A 12,261-nucleotide genomic window follows, 5' to 3' on the forward strand; every position below is an offset into this window, starting at 1 on the left:
CCCCACCCTAGGCCGGACACGACGGAGGGCCCACCCCCTGCGGGGCGGACCCTCCGTCGACCGGCGGCGCGAGGCGCCAGGCGCTAGGCGCGGAGGCGCTCCTGCAGCCCGGCGAGCTCGTCCCGCAGCGACTGCGGCAGGGAATCGCCGAAGTTGCCGTACCATTCCTCGATGCTGGCCAACTCGGTCTTCCACTCCTCGGGATCGACGTTCACCGCGACCTCGACGTCGGCCGGCGTGAAGCCCTCCAGCCCCGTCAGGTCGAGGGAGTCGCCGGTCGGCACGAAGCCGATCGGGGTCTCCCGCGCGTCGGCCTTGCCCTCGATGCGCTCGATCGCCCACTTCAGGACGCGCGAGTTGTCGCCGAAACCGGGCCAGGCGAAGCCACCCTCCGGGGTGCGCCGGAACCAGTTCACCAGGAAGATGTGCGGCAACCGGTCCGGGTCGGCCTTGGCGGTGATGCTGTCCCAGTGGTTCAGGTAGTCCCCCGCGTCGTACCCGATGAACGGCAGCATCGCCATCGGGTCGCGGCGGACGACGCCGACCTGTCCGGCGGCGGCCGCGGTCGTCTCCGAGGAGAGCGTGGAGCCCATGAAGACGCCGTTGCTCCACGTGCGGGCCTGGGTCACCAGGGGCACCGTGGTCTTGCGGCGGCCGCCGAAGAGGATCGCGTGGATCTCGACGCCGTCGGGGCTGTAGTAGTCCTGCGCGAGCATGTCGATCTGGTCGATCGGCGTGCAGAAGCGGGAGTTCGGGTGCGCGGCCGGACGGTCGGCCTCGGGGGTCCACTCGTTGCCCTGCCAGTCGGTCAGGTGCGCCGGGGTCTCCTCGGTCATGCCTTCCCACCACACGCCGCCGTCGTCCGTGAGGGCGACGTTCGTGAAGATGGAGTTGCCCTTGGTGATGGCGCGCATGGCGTTCGGGTTCGTGCCCCAGCCGGTGCCCGGCGCGACGCCGAAGAGGCCGTACTCGGGGTTGAGCCCGCGCAGTTCGCCCTCCTTGCCGATGCGCATCCAGTTGATGTCGTCGCCGAGCGTCTCGGCCTTCCAACCCTCGATCGTCGGATCCAGCAGCGCCAGGTTCGTCTTGCCGCAGGCCGACGGGAACGCGGCCGCGATGTTGTAGGCCTTCCCCTCGGGGCTGGTCAGCTTGATGATGAGCATGTGCTCGGCCAGCCAGCCCTCGTCGCGGGCCATGACGGAGGCGATGCGCAGGGCGTAGCACTTCTTGCCGAGCAGCGCGTTGCCACCGTAGCCGGAGCCGTAGGACCAGATGGAGCGCTCCTCCGGGAAGTGCACGATCCACTTCTCTTCGTTGCACGGCCAGGCGACGTCCTCCTCGCCGGCCGCCAGCGGCGCGCCGAGGGAGTGCAGCGCGGGCACGTAGAACGCGTCCGTCAGTTCCATCCGGCGCAGGACGTCGGTGCCGATGCGGGCCATGATGCGCATCGAGGCCACCACGTAGGCGGAGTCGGTGATCTCGACGCCGTACTTCGGCTCCTCGGCGTCCAGGGGGCCCATGACGAACGGGATGACGTACATGGTGCGTCCGCGCATGGATCCCTCGAACAGGGTACGGAGCTTGGCCTTCATTTCGGCCGGCTCCATCCAGTTGTTCGTGAAGCCGGCGTCGTGCCTGTTCTCGGAGCAGATGTAGGTCTGCTCCTCCACGCGGGCGACGTCCTTCGGATCGGAGAAGGCCGCGAACGAGTTCGGGAACCTGTCGTCGTTGAGACGCACGAACGTCCCGGAATCCACCAGCTCGGAGGTCAGGCGGTCGTACTCCCCCTGGCTGCCGTCGACCCAGTAGACGCTCTGCGGCTGGGTGAGTGCGGCAACTTCCTCGACCCACGCGGCAAGCTGTGCGTGGGTCGTGGGCGCGGTCCCGCGCTGCGCGTCAAGGACCTGCTGGTCGGAGCTCTCGCTCATATCCATTCCCTCCATTGGGCTGCTACTGGTTGCTATTGATGCTATGGCTGACCGTCGCGGACCGAACGTGACGCACCTCGCCTCCGTTCCCCCACCCCGCCGCGCAGGGAACGGTGAACCGCGGATTTCCGCGGGTTTCCACGAGTTTCCACGGGTCGATTGTGACGAAGGTCACGTAGACCGGTCTAGTAACAGTTCACGACATCCCGCCGCGGTGCCCGCGGCCGGCGCCGCCGGTTAGGGGCAATTTTGCACCGCCCCGGGGAGTCTGTATAGTTGTTCGAGGTCGCCGACGAGTTCACAGACCAAGCGCCCATAGCTCAGCTGGATAGAGCGTCTGTCTACGGAACAGAAGGTCAGGGGTTCGAATCCCTTTGGGCGCACCACATGAAGGCCCCCGCCGCGGCGGGGGCCTTCTTCGTTGGGTGCGGCCGGCCGGAGCCGCTACTGCCTGAAGGCCGCGTCGAAGGCGGTGCCGGAGGGCCCGAAGTCGAAGCCCCGCAGGAAAGCCAACGCCTCCGGCGCGCCCCGCAGGCGGTCCATGCCGGCGTCCTCCCACTCCACGGAGATGGGGCCCGCGTAGCCGACCGCGGCCAGCGCGCGGAAGCTGTCCTCCCACGGGACGTCCCCCCGTCCGGCGGAGACGAAGTCCCAGCCGCGGCGCGGGTCGCCCCACGGCAGGTGCGAGGACAGGATGCCGTTGCGTCCGCCGCCCATCCGCATCTTCGTGTCCTTGCAGTCGACGTGGTAGATCCGGTCCGCGAAGTCGGAGATGAAGGCCACCGGGTCGATCTGCTGCCACAGGAAGTGGCTCGGGTCCCAGTTCAGCCCGAAGGCCTCGCGGTGCCCGATGGCCTCCAGCGCCCGGTGGGTCGACCAGTAGTCGTAGGCGATTTCCGACGGATGGACCTCGTGCGCGAAACGCACCCCGCATTCGTCGAAGACGTCCAGGATGGGATTCCAACGCGCGGCGAAGTCCCGGTAGCCGGCGTCGATCACCTCGGCCGGCACGGGCGGGAACATGGCCACGTACTGCCAGATCGACGATCCGGTGAAGCCGACGACGGTGTCCACCCCCAGACGGCGGGCAAGTCGCGCCGTCAGCTTCATCTCCTCCGCGGCGCGGGCGCGCACGCCGTCCGGGTCGCCGTCGCCCCACACGCGGGCCCCCACGATGTCGCGGTGGCGGAAGTCGATCGGATCGTCGCAGACCGCCTGCCCCTTCAGGTGGTTGGAGATCGCCCAGACCTTCAGCCCGTGGCGCTCCAGGATGTCCTGGCGCCCGCGGATGTAGTCGTCGTCGTCCCAGCGCCAGGCGTCCAGGTGCTCGCCGGAGACGGCGATCTCCAGGCCGTCGTAGCCCCAGCCCGCGGCGAGCCGGGCCACCTCCTCCAGCGGCAGGTCCGCCCACTGCCCCGTGAACAGCGTGTAGTTCCGTCCCATCAGCCTCTCCTCACGGCTCGACGGCGGCGCTGGCCCGCGCGGCGCTCGCCTCCAGGGCGGCCAGCGCGCGCTGCGTCTCCAACCCGTCCTCGAACGACGGCGACGGCACGGCGCCCTCGTCGAGGGCCCGCAGGAAGTCGGCGGCCTGGGTGGTGAACGTGTGGTCCCAGCCCAGCGTGTGGCCCGGCGGCCACCAGGCGCCGACGTAGGGGTGCTCCGGCTCGGTGACCAGGATCCGCGTGTAGCCCTGCGTCTCCGCCGGGGCCGTGGCGTCGAAGAACTGGAGCTCGTTGAGGTGCTCCAAGTCGAACCGCAGGCCGCCGCGCGAGCCGAACACGTCGATCTGCAGCGAGTTCTTGCGCCCCGTGGCGCAGCGCGTGACCTCCAGGCTGGCCACGGCGCCCGACGCCAGGCGGAGCGTGGCCCAGGCGGCATCGTCGACCGTGACGTCCTCCGGCCCGCGCTCGCCCTCGCGCCGCGTCACGAAGGTGTTGACCGTCCCCGAGACGGAGGCGATCCGCGCGTCCAGGAGGAAGCGCACCTGGTCGATGGCGTGCGACGCCAGGTCGCCGATGGCCCCCGAGCCCGCCGCCTCCCGGCGCAGCCGCCACGTCATGGGCGCGCCGGCGTCGGCGAGCCAGTCCTGGAGGTAGCTGACGCGGACCTGCCGGATGTCGCCGAGCCGGCCGGCCGCGATGAACCTCCGCGCCAGCGCGAGGGCCGGCAGCCGCCGGTAGTTGAAGGCGACCATCGACTGCACGCCCCGGGACCGGGCCGCGGCCGCCGCGGCGGCCATCAGCTCGGCCTCCTCGACCGAGTTCGCCAGCGGCTTCTCGACGAGGACGTGCTTGCCGGCCTCGAGCGCCGCGATGGCCTGTTCGGCGTGGAGGTGCCCGGGGGTGCAGATGTCCACGATGTGGATGTCCTCACGCTCCAGGACGGTGCGCCAGTCGGTGGTGCTCTCCTCCCAGCCGAAGCGCCGCGCCGCCTCCGCCACCTCGCCGGCGCCGCGCCCGGCGAGGACGCGCTGCGCGACGCGCGGGGACGGGTAGAAGGCGTTGACGTTGCGCCACGCGTTCGAGTGGGCCTTGCCCATGAACGAGTAGCCCAGCACGGCGACGCCCAGGGCCGGGCCCGGGGGCTCGGCGCCGGACGGGGAAACGGGGACGGTCATGGATGCTCTCCTTGGGATGTGTCGTGTCTCGAGCGCAGGAACGCGAGGCCGTCGCGCGCCAGGTCGTCCTGCGAGGCCGCGAGCGGCCGCCAGATGGAGGCCGCCGTCGCGATGCTGGCGTTGAGCGCCGTGAAGCTCTCGATGTTGAGCGGGCCCGCGTAGCCGATCTCGTCCAGCGCGGCGAAGATGCCCGTCCAGTCGGTCTGGTCCCCGCCGGGCGCGCCGCGGTCGTTGCCGCAGACCTGCAGGTGGACCAGGTGCTCCCCCGCCGCGCGGACCGCGTCGGCGGAGGAGCGCTCCTCGATGCCGAGGTGGTAGGTGTCCAGCGCCAGCCCGACGCCGCGGCCCAACAGCGGGCCGAGCGCCTCCAGCGCCTGCCCGACCGTGTTGATCAGCGACGTCTCGTAGCGGTTCAGCGGCTCGATGCCCAGCACGACGCCGGAATCCCGCGCGTGCGCCGCCACGGGCTCCAGGTTGCGGCGGAGCTGCGCGTAGGCCGCGGCGCGGCCGGCCTCGCCGGTCCGCCACACGCGGCCCGTGTGGGAGTAGAACGGCCCGCACACGCTGGGCGCCCCGACGTCGCGGGCCAGGTCAATGCACGCGCGCAGGTAGTCCTGCGTCGCCGCGACCGTGGAATCGTCGGCGAGGACCAGTTCGCGGCCGGGCGCCATGGCGCCCACGACGTAGGGACGGAGTCCCCCGAGCGACGCGCGGACACCGGCGGCCGTGAGGTCCCCGGCGTTCTCCAGGGGGAGTTCGACGGCGTCGAACCCCATGGCCGCGATCCGGGGCAGCAGGGAGGGCAGGCTCGCGTCGGTGAGCGGGGACTGCCACACCCACGTGTTGACGCCGATCGGCCGTCGCATGCCGTCCTCCCCGCCGCCGGATCCCTACGGGATCGTCCGTTCCTGCCACACCTGCGGATAGCCCGGAAGGTCGTTGCCGCCGAACTTGGCGTAGTGGCCATCGGGCATGCCCTCGTTCTCGGCGATGAAGTCCGCCCGCTCGGCCTCGGTGATCGGCACCTGCGGCAGCACCCACTCGGTCGGGATCTCCTCGCCGGCGAAGACCTTCTCCAGGGCCAGCAGCGGCGTGCGCCACTGGAAGTTGGAGTAGACGGGCGCCAGCCCGGTCAGTCCAGTCTCCTCCCACTTGCGCAGGAAGCTCATCTCGTCCTCGCCGGTCATCACCGGAAGGTCGGCCCCGGCGTCCTCGAACGCCTCGATGGCGGCGACGGCACCGTCTCCGGCGTCCATCCAGACGCCGTGCACGTCGCCCTTGGCGAGCTCGTCGGAGATGATCTTCTTGATCTCTGTCGGGTCGGCTCCGGTGAAGTAGTCCACCGCCTCGATCCCGTTCTCACCGAAGATCTTCTCGGCGGCGGCCCACCGCTGCTCGAGGACGTCGACGCCGGGGAGGATGCGCAGGGCGACGACCTTGTTGCCCTGCTCGAGGTTCTCGGAGAGGAACTCCGCCGTGTCGATGCCCCAGGCGAAGCCGCCGATGGGGTGGATGAACGTCGTCGCGCAGTCGGTCTCCACGCCGCGGTCGAAGACCACCACGGGCTTGCCGGTCTCGCAGGCGCGCTCGACGGCGGGCGTCATGGCGGCCGTCGAGTTCGGCGAGATGATGAAGGCGTCGCAGCCGCCCTCGGCGATGAAGTAGTCGATGTCGGCGATCTGGGTGTTGTCGTCGTCCTGGGCGTCGCGGGTCTCCATCTCGGAGACGACGCCGGAGTCCTGCAGCTCCTTGAGCTGCTCGTTCATGGTGATCCAACCCGTCTGCCGCCAGGGGTTGGAGATGGAGGCGTTGGAGAAGCAGACCTTCTGGGCGCCGTCCGCCGCCAGGTCCGCGGTGTCCGTCATCTCGCCGTCGATGTATTGCAGCCACGGCTGGGCCGGGTCGCCCTCGAACGTCGCCGAGCGCTGCTCGGACTGCGTGTCGTACACCGCCTGGTCGAACCACTCGGTGCTGGGGGCGGAGGACGATTCCGAGGCCGCGGGGCTCTCGCCCCCGGCGCCCGGGGATTCCTCGATGGATGAGTCGGTGCTGCAGGCCGTCAGCGCGAGCAGCGCGACGGCCGCCACCACGGTGGCCTGGGAGTGGATGCCTCGTCGCATCATGTTCCTTCCTCGTTGGTGCCCACGCGGGGCGGTGCTGCGATGGTGTGTTGCTCTTCGTGGCTCGCCTTCGTGGCGCCGCGCCGGCGCCGCTGCCACGTCTGCGCCCCGGCCGCCACGGCCAGGATGATGATGACGCCCTGCACGGTGTCCCGCCATGTGGACTGGACGCCCACGAAGTTCAATAGCGTGAAGAGCATTTCCAGGGCGAAGGCGCCGGCCGCGGCCGAGAGCACCCAGCCGCGTCCGCCGCCGAGCACCACCCCGCCCAGCACGACGGCGGTGATCGCCGTGAACTCGTAGCCCCGCCCGACGGAGGGGTGCACCCCCGCGTAGCCGACGAGGATGATGCCGGCGACGGTTGCGGAGAGCGAGGAGATCATGAAGGCGCGCGTGCGCACCCACCAGACCCGCGCTCCCGTCAGCGCCGCGGCCCGCTCGTTGTCTCCCACGGCGATCAGCGTGCGGCCGTAGGGCCGGCGCATCAGCAGCGCGGCCGCGGCGGCCGCCGCCAGCAGGATCAGCACCGGGTACGGGATGATCTCCAGCACCGGGACGTCACGGATGCCGCCGCGGCCGATCTGGCGGAAGGAGTCCGCGGGGTTGCCGGTCGCGGCGCCGCCGGTCCAGAAGAGCACGAGGCCGAGCAGGGCGAGCATCATGCCGAGCGTGACGATGAAGCTCGGCACCTTCAGGAGCGTCGTGATCAGGCCGTTGACCAGCCCGACCGCCGCGCCGAAGACGACCATGAGGAGCAGGACGGGGAGCACGCGCGCATCGTCCTGGCCGATGAGGTTCCCGGCGATGATGACCTGCGCGGTCACCACGGATCCCATGGAGAGGTCGAATTCGCCGGAGACGATGACGAAGTACTGCCCGATCGCCGCGATCGCGATCGGCGCCGTGCGCCCCACGAAGCGGATCAGCGACCCGGGCTCGCCGAACGAGGGATTCACGGCGACGACGGCGGCGAAGAGGAGCAGCAGCAGGACGAAGACGGCCCCGCCGGGGCTGCGCAGGGCGCGGAGCAGGCGCTCGGTCCTTCCCGAGCGGTTCTGCCGCAGGACGGCGGCGCGGTCCGTGGTCGCGGCGCTCATGCCCGGGCCGTCCGCTCGGTCCGTGGCGTTCGCCCGGTCGGCGTCTTCCGCCCGGCATCCGCCTCCGGGCGCGGCCCGTCCTGCTCGCCGGCGTCGAACCGCGCCGGACGGGACGCGATGGCGCGCCGCGAGTAGACCGCGACGGCGGCGACGATGACGATGCCCCGGACGACGTCCTTGAGGAACGGGTTGACCTGCATGACGCCCATGATGTTGTCCAGCATCGCGAAGATCAGGACGCCGCCGAGGGTCCCGACGACGGATCCCTTCCCGCCGGCGAGCAGCGTGCCCCCGAGCACCACGGCCGCGATGGAGAGCAGGTCGTAGCCGCCCTGGGCCCCGATCGTTGGGCTGCCGACCCCGAGCCGGGCCGCCAGCAGCAGGCCCGCGACCCCCGCCAGCAGCGAGCACATCACGTGCGCCGCGACCAGCGGAACGCCGGTGCGGATGCCGGACATCCGGGCCACGCCGGCGTCGCCGCCCACGGCGTAGATGTGGAGCCCCAGCCGCGTCCTGGCCAGCATCAGCGCCACGACGGCGGCGCAGGCGAGCATGATGAGTGTGGAGATCGGGACCGGGCCGATGCCCGTGGCGCCGACCAGCCGGAAGGAGAAGGGGACCTGTCCGGAGCTGCCCTTGTAGTTGGTGGCCAGATAGCCGCCGACGATCAGCCCCACGCCGAGGGTGGCGATGAACCCGTGGACCTTCAGGCCGGCGACGATGAGGCCGTTGGCCAGCCCGATCGCCGCGGAGACGGCGAGCGCGGCGAACACGCCGGCGGCGATGTTGGACGCCTGGTTCGCCATGATCCCCGCGGCGATCAGGCTGGAGAGGCTCACGACGTACGGCACGGAGAGGTCGAGGCTGCCGGCCAGGATGACCAGGGTCTGTCCGATCGCGATGAAGCCGAGCACGCTGGTTCCGGTCAGGATGGCCGAGATGTTCCCGGCGCTGAAGAAGTTGCGCCCGACCGTGGCGACCAAGACCGCCCCCACGACCATGGTCAGGAGCGCCACCGCGTACACGATATGAGTGGAGGTCATCCGGTGCAGGTAGCCGCTTCTCCGGCTCATGATGCGGCCTCTCCGGTGCGCGCGCCGGTGGCGAGCTGCAGCACCTGTTCCTCGGTGGCGCCCGCGGGGAGCTCCCCCGCGATCCGCCCGTCCCGCATGACCAGGACGCGCCCCGACATGCCCAGGACCTCCGGCAGTTCGCTGGACACCATGAGGATGGCCTTGCCCTCGGCGGCGAGCTGGCGCATGAGCCGGTAGACCGCCACCTTCGCGCCGACGTCGATGCCGCGCGTGGGCTCGTCGAGCAGGACCACGCGCGGGTCGATGGCCAGCCACTTGGCCAGGACCACCTTCTGCTGGTTGCCGCCGGAGAGGTACTGCACCTCCTGGTCCAGGTCCCGGGCCGCCACCTCCAGCGAGGCCAGCGCCCCGGGGGTCGCGGCGCGCGCGGCCGCCGTCCGCCCCGGGAAAACGGAGCGGATCACGCCCAGCGCGTTGTCGAGGATCGACTGGTTCAGGCTGAGCCCCTGCGCCTTGCGGTCCTCGGTGATCAGCGCCACGCGCCGCTTCACGGCCTGCCGCGGCGACGTGGGGGCGTAGGCGGTGCCGTCCAGCCGCATCCGGCCGCGGGTGAACGGCTGCGCCCCGAAAACGGCCTCCACGAGCTCGGTGCGGCCGGAGCCCTGCAGCCCGGCGAGCCCCACGATCTCGCCGCCGCGGAGGGTCAGCGTGATGGAGTCCAGCTGCTCGTTGCCCGCCCCGCTGATCTCCAGCAGGTCCTCCCCCGGCGCCGTCCCCGGCAGCTCGTCCGGGAAGTAGGCCGAGATCGGGCGGCCGACCATCAGCCGGACCAGGGCCGCGTCGTCGAGCTCCCGGGACGGACGGGTGTCGACGACCCGGCCGTCCTTCAGGACGGTGATGGTGTCGCAGAGGTCGAAGATCTCCTTGAGGCGGTGGGAGACGTAGAGGATGGCGGTCCCGCGCTCCTTGAGCCGCCGGACGATCCCGTACAGGAGCTCGACCTCCGCCCCGGCCAGGGCGGCCGTGGGCTCGTCCATGGAGATGATCCGCGCGTCGTAGCTGATGGCCTTGGCGATCTCGACGATCTGCTGCTGCGCCACGGAGAGCGTGCCGACCGCGGCCGTCGCGCGGATGCTGTCGATGCCCAGCTGGGCCAGCAGCTCCGTGGTCTGCGCGTTCATCGCCCTCCGGTCCACGAGCGGGCCGCGGCGCGGCTCCCGGCCCAGGTAGACGTTCTCGGCGACCGTCCGTTCCGGGAGGAGGTTGAACTCCTGGAACACGGTGGACAACCCGGCGACGTGCGCCTGCGTGGGGTGGGAGAACTCGACGGGCCGTCCGTCGAGCTCCACCGTGCCCGCGTCGCGCTGGTGCACGCCGGCCAGGAGCTTCATCAGGGTGGACTTGCCGGCACCGTTCTCGCCGACCAGCCCGTGGACCTCCCCGGCGCGCAGCTCCAGCGCCACGTCCTGGAGCACCGGCACGCCGAAGAAGCCCTTGGTGAGCCCGGTCACCCGGAGCACGGTCGCTGGAGCATCTCGCGTCATGGGCCCAGCGTGACACGCGACACATTCTTTTGTCGATAGACATTCAAAAGTTGTTGGCACCCGAGGTGATTGCCGCGCGCGTGACGGAAGAAAGCCAGCGTGGTTTACTCGAAGCGTGCTCAAGATCCAGCCTCCGCCGCCGCCGGCATCCCGGGCGTCCCACGTGCCCGCACCCGGGGCCAGCGAGGTCTTCCAGCTGCTGCGCGACGGCCAGCCGCGGACCCGGGCCGAGCTCGCGCAGCTGACCGGGCTCGCCCGTTCGACCGTCGCCTCGCGCGTGGACACCCTGATGCGGCTCGGGCTCGTCGCCCCCTACGGCGGCGCCGCCTCCACCGGCGGGCGCCCGCCCTCCCTCTTCGCCCTGAATCCCGGCGCCCGCGTGGTCATCGGGGCCGACGTCGGCGCGACGCACGCGCTCGTGGTGGTGAGCGACCTGTCGGGCGCCGAGCTGGCCAGCGACGAGGCGCGGATCAACATCGCCGACGGCCCGGAGGCCGTCCTGGGGTGGCTCATCGACACCATCCGCGCCCTGCTCGGACGCGCCGGGCGCGCGCCCGCGGAACTCGCCGCCATCGGCATCGGTCTGCCGGGTCCCGTCGAGCACCAGACCGGACGCCCCATGAACCCGCCCATCATGCCCGGCTGGGACCGGTACGACGTGCCGGGGCGCGTGCAGCGGGCCTTCGACGTCCCCGTCCTGGTGGACAACGACGTCAACATCATGGCCTTGGGCGAACAGAGCGCCTTCTGGCCGGACACGTCGGACTTCATGTTCGTCAAGGTGGCCACGGGCATCGGGGCCGGCATCATCTCCGGCGGCGCCCTCCAGCGCGGGGCACAGGGCACGGCGGGGGACCTCGGCCACGTGCGGGTGCCCCGCGGGGGCGGCGTCGTCTGCCGGTGCGGCAACACCGGCTGCCTCGAGGCCCTCGCCGGCGGCCCGGCCCTCGCCCGCGCCCTGAACGAGCACGCGGGGGGATCGCTCGCCACCAGCCAGGAGGTGATCGACCTGGTCCGCTCCGGGGACGGCACCGCGATCCAGGCGATCCGCCAGGCGGGCCGGGACATCGGCGACGTCCTGGCCGCCTGCGTCAACCTGATCAACCCCTCGGTGATCGTGATCGGCGGCAGCCTGGCGCAGGCCGGGGAACACCTCCTGGCGGGGATCCGCGAGGTGATCTACCGCCGCTCGCTGCCGCTGGCGACGGAACACCTGCGCGTGGTCCCCTCCGTCGCGGGAGCCCGGGCCGGGGTGCGGGGCGCCGCCGTCATGGCCATCGACCACGTGCTGTCCCCGGAATCCATCGCGGCGGCGAGCGCACCCTAGGGCGGCGCGTCCGGGCCCGGCGCGGTCAGCCGCGGCCGGGCCGGGGCACCTCGAAGTGCGTGATGCGCGCGTCGCGCCCGTCGAGCTCCGCCCACGGCTTGTCGATCTCCATGACGGTCAGCCCGAGGGTGGGGTACCGCGTGGCCATGTCCATCACGGCGTCCTCCGACGAGTCGACCGAGGCCAGCCGCATGGAGAGCTCCTGCACGGTGGGCATGTGCCCGATGACCAGCAGCGTGCCGACGCTCTCGGGGGTCTCGTTGATGATCGACAGCAGCCGCGAGGGTCCCGCGCCGTAGATGCGGCTGTCCAGGTACGGCGTCGGGCCCTTCTCCCCCAGCTCGCTGCCCACCCACGCGCACGTCGCGCGCGTGCGCAGGGCGTCGGAGCAGAGGATGTAGTCCGGGACCAGCCCGTGCTCCACCATCCACCGTCCGGCCAGCGGGGCCTCCCGCTCGCCCCGGCCCGCGAGCGGACGCTCGTGGTCGACCACGCCGAGCGGGTAGTCGGACTTGGCGTGGCGCAGCACGAGGAGGCGCTTGATGTGGTGGTCGCTCATGCCCTTAGCTTAGGCACCGCGGGTGCCCATGCTTA

Annotated in this window: 10 protein-coding genes and 1 tRNA gene; 2 read left to right on the forward strand and 9 right to left on the reverse strand. The window is 71.4% G+C overall.

The window, feature by feature from the left end; translation table 11 throughout:
- Nucleotides 1–83 precede the first annotated feature (83 nt).
- Nucleotides 84–1,928, reverse strand: a complete 1,845-nt coding sequence (locus ACETWP_RS10110; protein WP_373972116.1) for a phosphoenolpyruvate carboxykinase (GTP) — start codon at nt 1,926–1,928, stop codon at nt 84–86.
- 309 nt (nt 1,929–2,237) lie between these two features.
- Between ACETWP_RS10110 and ACETWP_RS10115 the strand changes: the two genes are divergently transcribed.
- Nucleotides 2,238–2,314, forward strand: a tRNA-Arg gene (locus ACETWP_RS10115).
- A gap of 58 nt (nt 2,315–2,372) precedes the next feature.
- Here ACETWP_RS10115 and ACETWP_RS10120 read toward each other — a convergent pair.
- Genes ACETWP_RS10120 through ACETWP_RS10150 form a run of 7 tightly spaced genes read right to left on the reverse strand, consistent with a single transcriptional unit; the run spans nt 2,373 to nt 10,340 of the window.
- A complete protein-coding gene (locus ACETWP_RS10120) occupies nt 2,373–3,371 on the reverse strand; it encodes a sugar phosphate isomerase/epimerase family protein (protein ID WP_373972117.1) in 999 nt (332 codons plus the stop codon).
- 10 nt (nt 3,372–3,381) lie between these two features.
- Complete coding sequence (locus ACETWP_RS10125) at nt 3,382–4,545, reverse strand: Gfo/Idh/MocA family protein (protein ID WP_373972118.1); 1,164 nt, start codon at nt 4,543–4,545, stop codon at nt 3,382–3,384.
- On the reverse strand, nt 4,542–5,411 hold the full coding sequence (locus ACETWP_RS10130) for a sugar phosphate isomerase/epimerase family protein (RefSeq protein WP_373972119.1): 870 nt from the start codon (nt 5,409–5,411) through the stop codon (nt 4,542–4,544). The genes ACETWP_RS10125 and ACETWP_RS10130 overlap by 4 nt, the downstream gene beginning before the upstream one ends.
- 24 nt (nt 5,412–5,435) lie before the next feature.
- Entirely contained in the window at nt 5,436–6,665 is a 1,230-nt protein-coding gene (locus ACETWP_RS10135) for a substrate-binding domain-containing protein (protein ID WP_373972246.1), read from the reverse strand.
- Entirely contained in the window at nt 6,665–7,762 is a 1,098-nt protein-coding gene (locus ACETWP_RS10140; RefSeq protein ID WP_373972120.1) for an ABC transporter permease, read from the reverse strand. The genes ACETWP_RS10135 and ACETWP_RS10140 overlap by 1 nt, the downstream gene beginning before the upstream one ends.
- Nucleotides 7,759–8,835, reverse strand: a complete 1,077-nt coding sequence (locus tag ACETWP_RS10145; protein ID WP_373972121.1) for an ABC transporter permease — start codon at nt 8,833–8,835, stop codon at nt 7,759–7,761. Before ACETWP_RS10145 ends, ACETWP_RS10140 begins: the two co-directional genes overlap by 4 nt.
- Entirely contained in the window at nt 8,832–10,340 is a 1,509-nt protein-coding gene (locus ACETWP_RS10150; protein ID WP_373972122.1) for a sugar ABC transporter ATP-binding protein, read from the reverse strand. Before ACETWP_RS10150 ends, ACETWP_RS10145 begins: the two co-directional genes overlap by 4 nt.
- Nucleotides 10,341–10,503: 163 nt before the next feature.
- Between ACETWP_RS10150 and ACETWP_RS10155 the strand changes: the two genes are divergently transcribed.
- Entirely contained in the window at nt 10,504–11,667 is a 1,164-nt protein-coding gene (locus ACETWP_RS10155) for an ROK family transcriptional regulator (protein WP_373972123.1), read from the forward strand.
- 25 nt (nt 11,668–11,692) lie between these two features.
- Here ACETWP_RS10155 and ACETWP_RS10160 read toward each other — a convergent pair whose 3' ends face one another.
- Nucleotides 11,693–12,226: a SixA phosphatase family protein gene (locus ACETWP_RS10160; protein ID WP_373972124.1), complete on the reverse strand. Its 534-nt coding sequence runs from the start codon at nt 12,224–12,226 to the stop codon at nt 11,693–11,695.
- Nucleotides 12,227–12,261: the final 35 nt, after the last annotated feature.

Source organism: Arthrobacter halodurans (assembly GCF_041877255.1).
GTDB lineage: Bacteria > Actinomycetota > Actinomycetes > Actinomycetales > Micrococcaceae > Arthrobacter_N > Arthrobacter_N halodurans.

Coding starts and splice junctions, on each gene's coding strand:
- ACETWP_RS10110 (WP_373972116.1), bottom strand. CDS start 1,928: ATGAGCGAGAGCTCCGACCAGCAGGTCCTTGACGCGCAGCGCGGGACC.
- ACETWP_RS10120 (WP_373972117.1), bottom strand. CDS start 3,371: ATGGGACGGAACTACACGCTGTTCACGGGGCAGTGGGCGGACCTGCCG.
- ACETWP_RS10125 (WP_373972118.1), bottom strand. CDS start 4,545: ATGACCGTCCCCGTTTCCCCGTCCGGCGCCGAGCCCCCGGGCCCGGCC.
- ACETWP_RS10130 (WP_373972119.1), bottom strand. CDS start 5,411: ATGCGACGGCCGATCGGCGTCAACACGTGGGTGTGGCAGTCCCCGCTC.
- ACETWP_RS10135 (WP_373972246.1), bottom strand. CDS start 6,665: ATGCGACGAGGCATCCACTCCCAGGCCACCGTGGTGGCGGCCGTCGCG.
- ACETWP_RS10140 (WP_373972120.1), bottom strand. CDS start 7,762: ATGAGCGCCGCGACCACGGACCGCGCCGCCGTCCTGCGGCAGAACCGC.
- ACETWP_RS10145 (WP_373972121.1), bottom strand. CDS start 8,835: ATGAGCCGGAGAAGCGGCTACCTGCACCGGATGACCTCCACTCATATC.
- ACETWP_RS10150 (WP_373972122.1), bottom strand. CDS start 10,340: ATGACGCGAGATGCTCCAGCGACCGTGCTCCGGGTGACCGGGCTCACC.
- ACETWP_RS10160 (WP_373972124.1), bottom strand. CDS start 12,226: ATGAGCGACCACCACATCAAGCGCCTCCTCGTGCTGCGCCACGCCAAG.